This window comes from Glycomyces sp. NPDC049804, from assembly GCF_040674615.1.
In the GTDB taxonomy this organism is placed as follows: domain Bacteria; phylum Actinomycetota; class Actinomycetes; order Mycobacteriales; family Micromonosporaceae; genus Glycomyces; species Glycomyces niveus.
On the sequence record NZ_JBFAMQ010000013.1, the window covers coordinates 114622 to 128867 of the forward strand.

Consider the following 14246-nt stretch of genomic DNA (forward strand, 5'->3'; position numbering starts at 1 on the left):
GCTCAGTCGGTGGCGCCGCTCTTGAAGCTCCGCAGGCGCAGGCTGTTGCCGACCACGAAGACGCTCGAGAACGCCATCGCCGCGCCCGCCAGCATCGGGTTGAGCAGGCCCAGGGCCGCGAGCGGGATCGCCGCGACGTTGTAGGCGAAGGCCCAGAACAGGTTGCCCTTGATCGTGCCGAGCGTCTTGCGGGACAGCCGGATCGCGTCGGCCGCGGCCCGGAGGTCGCCGCGGACCAGGGTCAGGTCGGCGGCCTCGATGGCGACGTCGGTGCCGGTGCCCATCGCCAGGCCGAGGTCGGCCTTGGCGAGGGCGGCGGCGTCGTTGACGCCGTCCCCGACCATGGCGACGACCCGGCCCTCGGCCTGGAGCCGGGCGACCTGGTCGACCTTGTCGGCGGGCAGGACTTCGGCGATGACCTCGTCGATCCCGACCTCGGCGGCGATGCGCTCGGCGACGGCCTTGTTGTCGCCGGTGAGCAGGACCGGAGTGAGGCCGAGGGCCTTGAACTGGCTGATCGCTTCGGCGCTGGTGGGCTTCACGGTGTCCGCGACGATGAGGACGCCGCGGGCCTCGCCGTCCCAGCCGACCGCGACGGCGGTCTTGCCTTCGCGTTCGGCCTCGGCTTTCGCTTCGGCGAGTGCGGGACTCAGTTCGAGGGTCCAGTCGGCGAGGAGCGATTCGCGGCCGACCACGGTGAGGTGGCCTTCGACGACGCCTTGCACGCCTTTGCCTTCGATGTTCTTGAAGTCCTCCACGGCGGGGAGCGGGCCTTCAGCGGCTGCGGCTTTCGCGATCGCCTGCGCCACTGGGTGTTCCGAGGCGTGTTCGAGCGCGCCGGCGAGGCGGAGCAGTTCGGCCCGGTCGGTGCCCTCCTCGGGGAGGGCGTCGACCAGGGTCATCTTGCCGGTGGTCACGGTGCCGGTCTTGTCGAGGACGATCGTGTCGACCTTGCGCGTGGACTCCAGCACCTCGGGGCCCTTGATGAGCACGCCCATCTGCGCGCCGCGGCCGGTGCCGACCAGGAGCGCGGTCGGGGTCGCCAGGCCGAGGGCGCAAGGGCAGGCGATGATCAGGACCGCGACCGCGGCGGTGAACGCGGCCGCCGTCGGGTAGCCCGCGCCGAGCCAGAAGGCCAGGGTGGCGACCGCGATGGCGATGACGATCGGGACGAAGATGCCCGAGACCCTGTCGGCCAGGCGCTGGACCTCGGCCTTCCCGGACTGGGCGTCCTCGACGAGCTTCGCCATCTGCGCGAGCTGCGTGTCCGAGCCGATCGCGGTGGCGCGCACGACGAGGCGCCCGCCCGCGTTGACCGTGGCGCCGGTGACCGCGTCGCCCGCGCCGACCTCGACGGGCACCGATTCGCCCGTGAGCATCGAGGCGTCCACGGCCGAGGTGCCGGAGACGATCACGCCGTCGGTGGCGATCTTCTCGCCCGGGCGGACCACGAACTCGTCGCCCACGGCGAGGTCCTTGATCGGGATGCGGGTCTCGACGCCGTCGCGGAGCACGGCGACGTCCTTGGCGCCCATGTGGAGCAGCGCCCGCAGGGCCGCGCCGGCCCGGCGCTTCGAGCGCTTCTCGAAGTAGCGGCCGGCGAGGATGAACATGGTGACCCCGGCCGCGACCTCGAGGTAGATGTTCGCGGCGCCGTCGCTCGGTTCGACGGTGAGCTCGAACGGGTGGGTCATGCCCGGGGTCCCGGCGGTGCCGAAGAACAGGGCGTACAGCGACCACGCGAACGCGGCCAGCGTGCCGACCGAGACCAGTGTGTCCATAGTGGCCGCGCCGTGGCGCAGGTTGGTCCAGGCGGCCTTGTGGAACGGCCAGGCCGACCAGATGATGACGGGCCAGGCGAGCGCCAGCGACGCCCACTGCCAGTAGTCGAACTGCAGGGCCGGGACCATCGACATGGCGATGACCGGGACCGAGAGGACGATCGAGGCGATGAGGCGCTGGCGCAGCGAGTCCAGTTCGGGGTCGGGGCGCTCGTCGTCGGCCGCTTCGGTCGTCTCGGGTTCGGGGGGCAGGGGGAGGGCGGCGGTGTAGCCGGTCTTCTCGACCACGGCGATGAGCTCGGCCGGGTCGATGCCGGCGGGGGCCTCGATGCGGGCCTTCTCGGTGGCGTAGTTGACGGTGGCGGTGACGCCCTCGACCTTGTTGAGCTTCTTCTCGATCCGCATCGCGCAGGAGGCGCAGGTCATGCCGCCGATCTCGAGTTCGATGCGGTCGATCGGCCCGGGGGGCAGAGCGGTGCTCATGGTCGTCGTTCCTCTCTCGGTCGGGGCTTAGTGGCCGTGGCCGTCGTCTTCGTGGGCGGATTCGGACTCGGCGGGGGCTTCATCGCTCTCGGCGGGCTCCGTCGGGGCGGCGTCCGGGCTCTCGCCGGCGGTGTCGACTACGAAGGCGGCGCTGTGGACCTTCCCTTCGACCTGGAAGTCGAAGTACAGGTAGTACCGGCCCGCGGTGGGCACCTCGGTGGCGAACGCGACCGTGGGGCCGCTCAGGTCGCCCGCCTGGGGTTCCTCGCCCTCGGGGTGGACGTGGAGGTAGGCGAGGTCGCCTTCGCGAAGGGCCACAAGGTGACCGAACGCGCCCAGGTACGGCTCGATCGTGGTCACCGGCTCGCCGTCGCGGGTCACTTCGGCGGTGACCTCGGCGGAGGCACCCGCCGTGAGGTCGCCGTTCAGGGTCACGGTGTACCCGTCGACCTCGGTCGTCAGCCTCGGCTCGACCGGGATCTCAGGGCCGAAGTCGCCCGCGACCTCGATGGTGCGGGCGAGGGTCACGTCGAGGTCGGCGGCGGAGCCGGGGACGAAGTCGGCGTAGACGCGGTAGGTGCCCGCGGCGTCCCAGGTCCAGGGGAGGGACCAGGTGCCGTCGGCGGCGAGTTCGGGGTGCACGTGGCGGAAGTGGGTGCCGTCGGTGCGGACCACGATGAGGTGCAGGTCCTTCTCGTGCGATTCGGTGTACTCGGTGAGGGGCGCGCCCGCGGGGTCGCTGATCTGGAAGGCGAGCTCGCCGGGGGTGCCGGTCGCGGCCGGGGCGGCGATGTCGCCGAGGACGTAGCCGTCCTGCTCGATCGCGAGGCCGCGCACGGGCTGGGCGCCGCCGTGGCCCCCGTGGCCTTCGTCTTCGGTCTCGCCGTGGCCGCCGTCGTGGCCGGCCTGCTCGTTCCAGTCGTCGGCGGCGTCGTCGGGCACGACTGCGGCGGCCGTCCCGAATGCGGCTGCGAACAGCACCGCGAGACCGCCGCCGTAGAGGCCGAGGCGTGTACCGGTGTTCATAGCGTTCCTCCCGCTCCGATGATACCCCCTTAGGGTATCTCCATAACCCGTATTCTTACCCCCGGGGGGTATATCTGTCAACCGATGTGACCCATGACAAAGCGGCTTCGTGCGCTCTAATTTAAGTCAGTTGCTTGACTTATTAGGGATGCAGCGCTTGAATGGGGTGAAATCAACGCCGAAGCCGAGGAGGCATCGCAATGGTTCAAGAGCACGCGGCAGCGCTGAAGTACCCGCTTCCCAACGAGCACACCCTGGAGCCGCCCGCCGCATGGGCCGAACTGCGCGGCACATGCCCCGTCGCCCACGTGGCCTTCCCCAGCGGCGACGCCGCCCGCCTGATCACCCGCTACGACGACGTCAAGGGCCTGCTCGCCGACCCCCGCTTCGAACGCAGCGGCACCGGCGAGGGCGCCGCCCGCATCTCCGCCGGCGAGTACGACGCGCTCACCAACTCCGAGATGGCCGCCGTCCTGCCCGGCTCGGGCGAAGGCCACCTGGTCTGGCGCCGCCAACTCAACAAGTGGTTCACCGCCAAGCAGATGGCGCGACTGCGCCCCCGCATCGCCGAGACCGCCGAGCGCCTCGTCGACGAGATGACCGCCAAGGGCGCGCCCGCCGACCTCAAGGCCGACCTCGGCTTCCCGCTCCCGGTCTGGGTGATCTGCGAGATCCTCGGCGTCCCCGAATCCGACCGCGACAAGTTCTCGTACTGGTCCGACACCATGCTCAACCTCGACCGCTACACCGCCGACGAGATGCGCGCCTCCCAAGCGGAGTTCACCGCCTACCTCGCCGGGCACGTCGCCGCCAAGCGCGAGAACCCCGGCGACGACCTCCTCTCGGAGCTCGCCAACGACCCCGAGTTCCCCTTCCCCGACGCCGCGCTCATCGCCACCGGCCAGGGCCTCCTCGTCGCCGGGCACGAGACCACCGCCAACATGATCGGCAAGATGACCGCCATGCTGCTCGCCGACCGCAGCCGCTGGGAGGCGCTGCTCGCCGACCCGGCCCTCGTGCGGACAGCCGTCGAAGAGACGCTGCGCCTCGACGTGAACGCCGGGTTCGGCATGATCCGCTACGTCGACCAGGAGATCGCGATCGCAGGCGAGACGATCGCGCCCGGGACCACCGTGGTCTGCTCCATGGCCGCCGCCAACCGCGACGAGGCCGTCTTCGACAACGCCGCCGAGATGGACCTCGCCCGCACCCCCAACCCGCACTTGGCCTTCGGCGCCGGCCTCCACTCCTGCCTCGGGCAGGCGCTCGCCCGCACCGAACTCCAAGTCACCCTCGAAGTGCTGCTGCGCAAGCTCCCCACCCTGGAGCTCGCCGTCCCCGAAAGCGACCTCGAGAAGGTCCAGGGCCTGCTCGTGGGGGGATTGGTCGCCGTCCCGGTTAGATGGTGACATGAACACGACGAGCACCAAGCGCACCGAACGCGCCGCGGCCACCCGCGACGCCATCGTCACCGCCGCCGAGCGGCTCTTCGCCGAGCAAGGCGTCCAGGCCGTCTCCAACCGCCAGATCAGCGAAGCCGCCGGGCAGGGCAACAACGCCGCCGTCGGCTACCACTTCGGCGCGAAGGCCGACCTCATCCGCGAGATCGTCCGCCGCCACGTGAAGGCGATGGAACCGCTGCGCGCCCGCATGTACGCCGCCATCAAGGACTCCGAGGACCTCCGCGACTGGGTCGCATGCCTGGTAGTGCCGGTCACCGAGCACTACGACTCGCTCGGCCGGCCCTCCTGGTTCGCGCGCTTCGCCGCCCAGGTCCAGTTCGACCCCCAGCTGCGCGCCATCCTCGAAGAGGAAGCGCTGCGGGCCGCATCGCTCGACCTCACCGTCGAAGGCATCAGCCGGTACCTCCCGGACCTGCCCGAAGCGGTGGTGGCGCAACGGTTCCAGATGACGCAGATGCTCATGGTGCTCACCCCCGCCGCCCGCGAGGCGGCGATCGCCAAGGGGGAGCCCGTATACGGCTCCTCCTGGCGCGAAGCCGGGGACGCGCTCGTCGACGCCATCGTCGGCCTGCTGCAGGCCCCCCACCACGCCGCCACCGGCGGCCCGGGAACACCAGGGAGCACACCATGAAGATCACCGTCCACGAAGACAAATGCTGCGGCGCCGGATCCTGCGTCATGGCCGCGCCCGACGTCTTCGACCAGCGCGACGAGGACGGCATCGTCGTCCTCCTCGACCCCTCGCCCGGCGACGAGCGGCTCGACGCCGTCCGCGAGGCCGCCAGCGTCTGCCCGGCCCTCGCGATCGAGCTCGGCGAGACGCCGTGAACGCGCCGGCGAGCGTGCTCGTCGTCGGCGCCTCAGCCGCCGGCCTCGCCACGGCTGAGGCGCTGCGCCGCAAAGGCTTCGAAGGCCGACTCACGCTCCTCGGCGCTGAGACGCACCTGCCGTACGACCGGCCGCCGCTCTCCAAGCAGGTCCTCAGCGGCGAATGGACACCCGAACGGGCCAGGCTCCGACCCGAGGCCATGCTGTCCGAACTGGACATCGACCTCGCGCTCGGCGAAGCCGCCGTCAGCCTCGACGCCGCGAAGCGCCAGGTCAAGACCGACCGCGAACGCGAGCTCGCCGCCGACGCGATCGTCATCGCCACCGGCGTGCGGCCCCGCGCCCTCCCCGGCACCGCCGGGCTCGCGGGCGTGCACCTCCTGCGCACCATGGAAGACGCGCTCGCGCTCCAGGCCGAACTGACCGCCTCCCGCCGCCTCGTCGTCGTCGGCGACGGCGTCCTCGGTGCCGAGATCGCCGCCACCGCAACGAAACGCCGCGCCTCAGTGACGCTCGTCGGCCCGCAGGCCGCCCCCATGGAGCTCCAGCTCGGCGCCGACACCGCCAAAGCGCTCGCCGCGCTCCACACCGAACGCGGCGTCGGCCTGCGCCCCGGCGTCGGCGTCGACGGCCTGGTCCGAGCGGACGGCCGCGTCAGCGGGGTCCGCCTCGCCACCGGCGAGGTGCTCGCGGCCGACGCGGTCGTCGTCTCGATCGGGTCCACGCCGGTCACCGAATGGCTCGCCGGGTCCGGGCTCCGGGTCGAGAACGGCGTCGTCTGCGACGCGCACTGCCGTGCCGCCGAAGGCGTCTGGGCCGTCGGGGACGTGGCGCGCTGGCATCACGAAGGACTCGGGCGCCCGCTGCGGCTCGAGAACCGCACGAACGCCACCGAGCAGGCCGGGACCGTCGCCGCCGGCATCCTCGGCGCGGCCGCCGCGTACGCGCCGGTGCCGTACTTCTGGACCGACCAGTTCGACGTGAAGATCCAGGTATACGGACTGCCGGGCCCGGGAGCCGACACCGAAGTGGTCGAAGGCGACCCGGCCGAGGGACGGTTCGTGCTGCGCTGCAACGAGAACGGCCGCGTGAGCGCGATCGTCGGCTGGAACATGCCGAAGCAGGCGCGCCTGCGCCGCGCCGAGATCGCCTACGCGTAACGCCTATACCGTCCGTGACCTGGGCAGAGGGGGACAGGCCGCCGCCGGAAGGCGGCGGCCTGTGACATACCGGTAAAGCGGAGGCGGATTCGAAGGCCCGGGGTTATGGTCGAGGGCGGTGACTCCACGCGGCTACGGTGCGTCGCGGGGCACCGCGCGGCGGCGGTCCTCCGATCCCATCCCGGACCCGTTGCCGCCCAAGTCGAACCCACGAATAGAACATGGGGCCATTGCCGCAATGGAATCCATCACCCTCGACGGGAAACGTCCGCTCGCCTCGGTCGCACGGACGCTGCGCCCCAAGCGGGGCCGCCTCATCGCCGCCACCCTCTTCTTCGCCGTCAAGGACAGCCCCCTGTGGCTCATGCCGGTCATCACCGGCCTGGCCGTGGACATCGTCGTCGACGGCGGCCCGCTCTCCACGCTCGGCTGGCTCGCCGTCGGCGCGGGCGTGCTCGTCCTCCAGAACCTCGTCACCCACGTGTGGTTCGTGCGCCTCTACATGGGCGCGATCCGCTCCCTCGGCGCCGACTTCCGCAACGCGCTCGCCGCGCGCCTCCAGCTCCTTTCGATCGGGTTCCACTCCCGCTCGAACGCCTCGATCATCCAGAGCAAGGTCGTGCGCGACGTCGAGAACGTCGAGATGATGTTCGCCCAGTCGGGCGGGCCGTTCCTCTCGGCGGTGTTCGTCTTCGCCGGCGCGATCACCATGACCGCACTGACGGTGCCGCAGTTCCTGCCGGTCTTCGCGCTCTCGCTGCCGTGCGGCGTCGGCGTCTGGTGGTTCCTGCGCCGCCGCACGCAGGAGCGCAACCAGGAGTTCCGGCGCGAGATGGAGGCGTTCTCGGCGCGCGTCGGCGAGATGGCCGCGCTCATGCCGATCACCCGCGCCCACGGCCTCGAGCACGTCGCCGCCGGGCGGGTCTCGGAGGTCGCCGAGGAGGTGCGCCACCGCGGCCTGCGCCTCGACGTGCTCAACAGCCAGTTCGGGGCCGCGAGCTGGGTCTCCATGCAGCTCTTGTCGGTCGGGTGCCTGCTGCTCGCGGCCATGGTCGCGCTGCTGGAGTGGGCGCCCATCTCGGCCGGGCAGGTCGTGGTGCTCGGCACCTACTTCTCGATGCTGACCGGCGCGGTCGGCTCGGTGCTCAACCTCGTGCCGATCACGGCGCGCGGCACCGAGTCGGTGCGGTCGATCGCGGAGGTCCTGGAGGACCCCGACGTCGAGTACAACGAAGGCAAGCCCACTGTGGACAATGTAGAGGGCCGGATCGAGCTGCGCGGCGTCACCGTGCGGTACCCGGACGGCGGCGCGCCCGCCCTCGACGCGGTCGACCTCGAGATCGCGGCGGGCAAGACCGTGGCGCTCGTCGGGCCCTCCGGCTCGGGCAAGTCCACGATGATGAACACCGTGCTCGGCCTCATCCGGCCCGAGAGCGGGACCGTGCTGCTCGACGGCGCGGACATGGAAGCGCTGGACATGCGGTCGGTGCGACGGCACGTCTCGGTGGTGCCGCAGGACTCGGTGCTGTTCGAGGGCTCGGTGCGCGACAACATCACGTACGGGCTCGGGCCGATCGACGACGAGCGGGTGCGGCAGGCGCTGCGTGACGCGAACGCCCTCGACTTCGTTGAGGCCCTTGCGGACGGGTGGCACACGGTGGTCGGCGAGCGCGGCGCGCGGCTCTCGGGCGGGCAGCGCCAGCGCCTGTCGATCGCGCGGGCGCTCATCCGCGATCCGCGGATCCTGTTCCTGGACGAGGCGACGAGCGCGCTCGACTCGGAGTCGGAGCGGCACATCCAGGGCGCGCTCGAGACGCTGATGCGCGGGCGCACGACACTCGTGGTGGCGCACCGGCTCAGCACGATCCGGCGCGCGGACGTGATCGTGGTGCTCGAGCACGGGCGGATCACCGAGCAGGGCACGCACGAGGAGCTGATCGAGCGCTCGGGTCGGTACGCGCGGACGTGGGGCGTGCAGCACGCGGCGGTGTGAGGGCTCAGTTCTCGAAGCGCGCGGCCCAGTCGTCGCCCCGGTGCCGGGTCCAGGTGTCGCGGAGGCGGTCGACCTCGGCGTGGAACTCCGGCACGGTCCACGAGTTCAAGTGGGGGAGTCTGATGCGGCGGCCGTGCGCGTCATGCGCGGTGGCCGACTCGGCGCCGTTCCAGTGCCGGCGGAGTTCGACGGCCTGGATGTCGCGCCAGGGCGTGGCCCGGGTGCTGAGCGGCCGCCGGACCGTCAGGTGCTCGGCGTCGATCGAGGTCCAGCTGCGCCGGGGGAGGGTCTTGGCGAGTGCGATGGGTACGGCGGCGGCTGCCACGAGGAGGGGCACCCAGAGCGGTGCGCCGCTCTTGGCCATGTAGGCGAGTCCCATGGTGATGCCGAGGAGGCCGATGCCGATGGTGCCGGTCTGCGTCCCGTTCTCGGGGTGCCGGGCTCGGTATTCGCGGGTGTCGCCGGGCATGGCGCTCAGTCCTTTCGCGTCGTCGCGGCGCTCGCCGAGCGGGCCGTTTCGAAGCAGTGTGCGCGCGGCCGGCCGGGACCGGTCCCGGCCGGTTGACAAAGTTTGGAGACACAACTTAGTCTGGTGCCCTGTGTCGACTAAGGGGAGCAGCGTGAGCCGTCAAGCCGTGTCCGGGGCCGAGCATCCGATCGTCTCCGGTTTCCACCCGGACCCGTCGATCTGCCGCGTCGGCGAGGACTACTACCTCGCCCACTCCAGCTTCGAGTACTTCCCCGGCGCCCCGATCTTCCACAGCCGCGACCTCGTGCACTGGAAGCAGATCGGCAACATCCTCGACCGGCGCAGCCAGTTCGTCCCCGGCGCCGGCACCGCCTCGGGCGGGATCTACGGCCCGACCCTGCGCCACCACGGCGGCCGCTTCTACTACATCACCACGAACGTCTACGACTCCCGCGGCCAGCTCATCGTCTCCGCCGAGGACCCGGCCGGGGAGTGGAGCGAGCCGGTGTTCGTACGCGAAGCGCTCGGCATCGACCCCGACCTGTGCTGGGGCGACGACGGCGAGTGCTACCTGTCCTGGACCGGCGGCGTCGCCGGCTCCGACCTCAAGGGCATCCTCCAGGCCCGGATCGACCCGGACACCGGCGAGATGAAGGGCGAGCCGTACCTCGTCTGGCAGGGCACGGGCCTCGCCGCCTGCGAAGCGCCCCATATGCACCGAGTCGGCGACCACTGGTACCTGATGCTCGCCGAGGGCGGCACCGAACGCGGCCACTCGGTCACCTTCGCCCGCGCCGAGCACCCCGAAGGCCCTTGGGAGGCCTGCCCCTCGAACCCGGTCTTCTCGCACCGCTCGACGGCGCTCCCGGTGCAGAACACCGGCCACGCCGACCTGGTCCAGACCGCCGACGGCGAGTGGGCGGCCGTCTACCTCGCGGTGCGCCCGCGCGGGTTCACCCCGCAGTTCCACGTGCTCGGCCGCGAGACGTTCCTGGCGGGCGTGGACTGGGTCGACGGCTGGCCCGTGTTCGACGAGCACCGCTACGACTTCACCCCCGACGACACGACCTTCCTAGACGATTTCGCTTCGGACGCTTGGGATCTGCGCTGGCTCGCGGCGTCGAGCGAACCCGACGCGGTCGCCGAGCGCACCGGCAAGGGCCTGAACCTCCGCGACCCGGGCGACGGCTCGCCCGGGCTGCTGTGCACCCGCGTGCGCGACCTGCGGTGGAGCGCCGAAGCCGAGTTCGAGGACACCGGCCGTTTCGTCCTGTGGCTCGATGAACGCCACTGGTACGGCCTGACCTGCGAGAACGGCGAAGTGCGGGCCGAGGCGCGGCTGAGCGGCGCCACCGCCCTACTCGGTTCGGCGCCCGCACCGGAGGGTCCGCTCGTGCTGCGGATCGAGGCGGTCGAGCCGGACGCCAAGACCCTGACGGCCATCGGGCCGGACGACATCGTGCTCTCGGTCAAGAACGGCGAGGACTTCGTCGAGCTGGGCAGGCTCGACGGCCGCTACCTCTCGACCGAGGTGGCGACCGGTTTCACGGGCCGGATGCTCGGCGTGCGCGCGGTCGGCGGCGGCTCGCTGCTGCGCGAATACCGCTACCGTCCGACCGAGTAACCGGCCCGGCGCTCAATCCGTTTCGCGGACGACCACCACCGGGCAGGTGGCGTGGCTGACGCAGTAGTGGCTCACCGACCCGATGAGGGTCCCGACGAAGCCGCCGTGCCCGCGACTGCCCACCACCAGCAGGTCGGCGCCCTCCGCCATGTCGATGAGCGACTTGGCGGGGTGGCCGCCGATGGTGTGGTGCTCGACCTCCACGTCCCGCTGCGCGCCGAGGGCGTTGTTGACCGCCGCCTCGAGGGACGCCTTCGCGGACTTGTCGAACTCCTCGCCCCCGGGCAGGACCATCATGCCGCTGCCGTACATGGTCGGCACTTCCCAGGCCTGCACGGCCTCGACCTTGGCGCCCGTGCGGCGGGCCTGCTCAATGGCCCATTCGAGGGCCTTGATCGAGGGCCCGGACCCGTCCACGCCGACTACGATGCGCTCTTGCCGCTCCATGCTCTCGTCCATGACCCCTCCTTGAGACGGATGCCGTCTAGGGATACCCGCGGCGGCCCGCTCGAACCCTCACTCCCCCGGGCACGCGAAACGCCCGGGCCGGACCCGGGCGTTTCGCGTGCGTCAGGCGTCCTGGGCGATGGGCTGGGTGATCCGGATGTGGTTGCCGAACGGGTCGCGCAGCGCGCAGTCGATCCCGTACGGCTGCTCGACCGGCTCCTCCGTGAACTCCACGCCGAGGTCGGTGAGGCGCTTGTAGGTGCCGCGGCAGTCGTCTGTGGTCAGGATCGTCGCCCCGAGCGCACCCTTGGTGAGCAGGTCGCGGACCTGGGCGGCGGTCTCCTCGCTCTGCGAGGGCGGGCCGGGCACCTCGAGGTGGATGCGCCGCTCGGGCCGGCCGGGCGTGGAGACCGTGAGCCAGCGCATGAAGCCGAGGTCGGCGTCCTCGACGATCTCGAAGCCGAGCTTGCCGACGTAGAAGTCGATCGCCTCCTCCTGGTCGAGGACGAACACGGTGTGAATGCTGATGCCTGTGAACATGTGATCAGCCTATGGGGCCGGGGGCCGCCCGGGCTTATCCGAAACTGCTCGGCTGAGACCGCTCGGGCGGGTCCAGCTCTTGACGAAGCAGACGGGCGCGTGGAGCGGCACGGCTTCGGCCCGGTACCGGGTGGGGGGGCGGCCGATGAGGGCGCTGAAGGTGCGGCTGAAGGTGCCGAGGCTGTCGAAGCCGACGGCTCTGCAGATCTATGGCTCGCAAGCTTCGCCAAGGCCGGCGATCTCGGTGACGGTGGCGGGGGAGTCGCGGAGCATCGCGCAGGCGCGTTCGATGCGGCGGCGCTGGAGGTAGCGGTGGGGGGTCTCGCCGAAGGTGGCGCGGAACCGGCGGCTGAAGTGCGCGGGGGACATGAGGGCGACGCGGGCGAGCGCCGGGACGTCGAGGGGCTGGGCGAAGTCGCGGTCCATCGCGTCGCGGGCGCGCAGGAGCCGGCGGTTCTGGTCTTCGCCTGGGGACGGTTTGAAACGGCTCAGAACGGCATCCTCCGAGGTCACGTGCGCGTATGCCGATGATCGCATAGGCGGGGGCAGGTCACATCCGCGGTTTCGCTCGCAGTATTGAAAACGGGTTCCGTTATCTTTGTCGAAACCGACTTCCCCCGGCGCTCCCCCGGCGCCGCCACCGCCCAGGCGAGGTCCCTTGCGCACCATACGGTCCTTCACGGCCCAGCCGCTGCCCGTGCGGCTCCTCCTGGTGAACCAGCTCGGCGTCAACCTCGGCTTCTACATGGTCATCCCCTACCTCGCAGTGCACCTCGAAGCCTCCGCCGGGATGTCCCTCGCCGCGATCGGAGTCGTGCTCGGGGTGCGGAACCTCGCCCAGCAGGGCCTCAACCTCGTCGGCGGCACCGCTTCGGACCGGCTCGGCCCGCGCGGCGTCATCATCGCCGGATGCTTCCTGCGCGCCTTGGGGTTCGGGCTGTTCGCCCTCACGCCCTCGTTCGGGGTGGCGATCGCCGGGACGATCGTCAGCGGCGTCGCCGGGGCGCTGTTCAACCCCGCGGTGCGCGCCTATGTAGCCGAAGCGGCCGGTGACCGGCGCGCCGAGGCGTTCGCGCTGTTCAACCTGTCCGCGAACACGGGGATGTGCCTCGGCCCGCTCGTGGGCAGCGCGCTCGTCGTAATCGACTTCCGGCTCGGGGCCTTGGCGTCGGCGCTCGTGTTCCTGGGCCTGGCGGTCGCGCAGATGCTGTCCCTGCCGCCGCATCGGGCGCCGAAGTCCGGGACGACGGTGCTCGGCGGCTGGCGGGAAGCGTTCGGGGACAAGGGCTTCATGGCGTTCACGCTCGCCACGACCGCGCTCTTCGCCCTCCAGAACCAGCTGTACCTGCTGCTGCCGAAGGCCGCCGTGGACTCCACGGGCACCGCGTGGGCGACCGCCGCGGTGTTCGGCGCTTCGACGGTGGCGACCCTCGGGCTGCAGGTGCGCAGCACCGAATGGTGCCAGCGGCACCTGAGCCGGGCGGGGGCGATCGCGCTCGGCATGGCGCTCATCGGCGCGGCCTTCGTGCCGCCGATGCTGCTGCCCGCGAGCGCGCCCGGCCTGCATTTCGCGGCCGTGCTCGTCTCGGCGCTGCTGCTGTCGATCGGGGTCATGGTCGCGCAGCCGTTCGTCATGGAACTCATCCCCGGCTATGCGCCGCAAGGGCTCACGGGCACCTACTTCGGCGTCTACTACCTCCTCTCCGGCGTCGTCGCCGCCATCGGCACCAGCGCGGTCGGCCTCGTCGCCGACCTCGCGGGCGACGGCGCCGCCTGGGCGTCGTGGGCCTGCTGCGCGCTCCTCGGATTCGCCTCCGCCGCCGCCGTGAACGCGATGCGCGGTTCGCGGTCGCTCGCGGACGCAGCTGCGGCCGGTCCGCAGCGAATCGCGGGCGGCGCGGCGGGCACCGGAGCGCCTGCCGCCGATGCGAAGCGCGTCGCGCCACACGCCGAGCCCGCGCCCGCCGATGCGCCGCCGCGCACCGCGTCGCATGGCAGCGACGCCCCGGTCAGCGTCATTGCTGCGACCGCGCCCTGCGACTCCCCATCTCAGGCGGCGGCCCCGGGCACGCCATCGCGGGCCGCAGCCGTGCCCGAGCCCGCCGATTCGGCGCCGGGCACCGTGCCGCACGGTACCGACTCGCCGATCCGCGTGACTGCAGACGCCGCACCGCTCGAGGTCGCGCCCTGTGACTCCCCATCGCGAGCGGCGGCCCCGGGCACGTCACCGCTGGCCCCCGCCGAGCCGCACACCGAGCCCGCACCCTTCGATGCGCCGCGCACCGCGCCGCACGGTACCGACTCTCCGAACCGCGTGACTGCAGACGCCGCACCGCCCGAGGTCGCGCCCTGTGACTCCCCATCGCGAGCGGCGGCCCCGGGCACGTCACCGCTGGCCCCCGCCGAGCCGCACACCGAGCCCGCACCCTTCG

At 71.6% G+C, this 14246-nt stretch carries 12 protein-coding genes and 1 pseudogene; 7 read left to right on the plus strand and 6 right to left on the minus strand.

What is annotated here, in order from left to right; translation table 11 throughout:
- Window positions 1-2: 2 nt before the first annotated feature.
- Together AB0K52_RS19725 and AB0K52_RS19730 are read right to left on the minus strand one after the other, a co-directional pair.
- Entirely contained in the window at window positions 3-2264 is a 2262-nt protein-coding gene (locus AB0K52_RS19725; RefSeq protein WP_363534210.1) for a heavy metal translocating P-type ATPase, read from the minus strand.
- A 27-nt stretch (window positions 2265-2291) separates the two neighbouring features.
- The gene (locus AB0K52_RS19730; RefSeq protein WP_363534213.1) at window positions 2292-3290 is read right to left on the minus strand and encodes a heavy-metal-associated domain-containing protein; all 999 of its coding nucleotides are present in this window, start codon (window positions 3288-3290) and stop codon (window positions 2292-2294) included.
- Window positions 3291-3490: 200 nt separating this feature from the next.
- Here AB0K52_RS19730 and AB0K52_RS19735 point away from each other — a divergent pair, with 200 nt between their 5' ends.
- The 5 genes from AB0K52_RS19735 (at window position 3491) to AB0K52_RS19755 (ending at window position 8734) form a co-directional block, all read left to right on the plus strand.
- A complete protein-coding gene (locus AB0K52_RS19735) occupies window positions 3491-4699 on the plus strand; it encodes a cytochrome P450 (RefSeq protein WP_363534216.1) in 1209 nt (402 codons plus the stop codon).
- 1 nt (window position 4700) lies between these two features.
- Window positions 4701-5384, plus strand: a complete 684-nt coding sequence (locus AB0K52_RS19740; protein ID WP_363534219.1) for a TetR/AcrR family transcriptional regulator — start codon at window positions 4701-4703, stop codon at window positions 5382-5384.
- Complete coding sequence (locus AB0K52_RS19745; protein WP_363534221.1) at window positions 5381-5581, plus strand: ferredoxin; 201 nt, start codon at window positions 5381-5383, stop codon at window positions 5579-5581. Before AB0K52_RS19740 ends, AB0K52_RS19745 begins: the two co-directional genes overlap by 4 nt.
- Entirely contained in the window at window positions 5578-6741 is a 1164-nt protein-coding gene (locus AB0K52_RS19750) for an FAD-dependent oxidoreductase (RefSeq protein ID WP_363534224.1), read from the plus strand. Before AB0K52_RS19745 ends, AB0K52_RS19750 begins: the two co-directional genes overlap by 4 nt.
- Before the next feature lie 238 nt (window positions 6742-6979).
- Window positions 6980-8734, plus strand: coding sequence for an ABC transporter ATP-binding protein (locus AB0K52_RS19755; protein ID WP_363534227.1), 1755 nt, complete (start codon window positions 6980-6982; stop codon window positions 8732-8734).
- Between the two features lie 4 nt (window positions 8735-8738).
- Here the strand turns inward: AB0K52_RS19755 and AB0K52_RS19760 are convergent, their stop codons facing one another.
- Complete coding sequence (locus AB0K52_RS19760; protein WP_363534230.1) at window positions 8739-9203, minus strand: PH domain-containing protein; 465 nt, start codon at window positions 9201-9203, stop codon at window positions 8739-8741.
- A 151-nt stretch (window positions 9204-9354) separates the two neighbouring features.
- Between AB0K52_RS19760 and AB0K52_RS19765 the strand changes: the two genes are divergently transcribed.
- Window positions 9355-10827 carry a family 43 glycosylhydrolase gene (locus AB0K52_RS19765; RefSeq protein WP_363534233.1) on the plus strand — a complete coding sequence of 491 codons (1473 nt, stop codon included), beginning with the start codon at window positions 9355-9357 and terminating at the stop codon, window positions 10825-10827.
- A gap of 12 nt (window positions 10828-10839) precedes the next feature.
- Here AB0K52_RS19765 and AB0K52_RS19770 read toward each other — a convergent pair whose 3' ends face one another.
- From AB0K52_RS19770 to AB0K52_RS19780, 3 genes and pseudogenes are all read right to left on the minus strand, one after another.
- A complete protein-coding gene (locus tag AB0K52_RS19770) occupies window positions 10840-11286 on the minus strand; it encodes a universal stress protein (RefSeq protein WP_363534236.1) in 447 nt (148 codons plus the stop codon).
- 111 nt (window positions 11287-11397) lie between these two features.
- On the minus strand, window positions 11398-11814 hold the full coding sequence (locus tag AB0K52_RS19775; protein ID WP_363534239.1) for a VOC family protein: 417 nt from the start codon (window positions 11812-11814) through the stop codon (window positions 11398-11400).
- 9 nt (window positions 11815-11823) lie between these two features.
- Window positions 11824-12240 (minus strand): annotated as a pseudogene (locus AB0K52_RS19780) (helix-turn-helix transcriptional regulator).
- A gap of 232 nt (window positions 12241-12472) precedes the next feature.
- Between AB0K52_RS19780 and AB0K52_RS19785 the strand changes: the two are divergent.
- Window positions 12473-14246: MFS transporter (locus AB0K52_RS19785; protein WP_363534242.1), on the plus strand; the 1774-nt coding region annotated here is incomplete at its 3' end.

Excerpts from the sequence above, each read along its gene's own strand:
- AB0K52_RS19725 (WP_363534210.1), bottom strand. The coding sequence starts at position 2,264 with ATGAGCACCGCTCTGCCCCCCGGGCCGATCGACCGCATCGAACTCGAG.
- AB0K52_RS19730 (WP_363534213.1), bottom strand. The coding sequence starts at position 3,290 with ATGAACACCGGTACACGCCTCGGCCTCTACGGCGGCGGTCTCGCGGTG.
- AB0K52_RS19735 (WP_363534216.1), top strand. The coding sequence starts at position 3,491 with ATGGTTCAAGAGCACGCGGCAGCGCTGAAGTACCCGCTTCCCAACGAG.
- AB0K52_RS19740 (WP_363534219.1), top strand. The coding sequence starts at position 4,701 with ATGAACACGACGAGCACCAAGCGCACCGAACGCGCCGCGGCCACCCGC.
- AB0K52_RS19745 (WP_363534221.1), top strand. The coding sequence starts at position 5,381 with ATGAAGATCACCGTCCACGAAGACAAATGCTGCGGCGCCGGATCCTGC.
- AB0K52_RS19755 (WP_363534227.1), top strand. The coding sequence starts at position 6,980 with ATGGAATCCATCACCCTCGACGGGAAACGTCCGCTCGCCTCGGTCGCA.
- AB0K52_RS19760 (WP_363534230.1), bottom strand. The coding sequence starts at position 9,203 with ATGCCCGGCGACACCCGCGAATACCGAGCCCGGCACCCCGAGAACGGG.
- AB0K52_RS19770 (WP_363534236.1), bottom strand. The coding sequence starts at position 11,286 with ATGGACGAGAGCATGGAGCGGCAAGAGCGCATCGTAGTCGGCGTGGAC.
- AB0K52_RS19775 (WP_363534239.1), bottom strand. The coding sequence starts at position 11,814 with ATGTTCACAGGCATCAGCATTCACACCGTGTTCGTCCTCGACCAGGAG.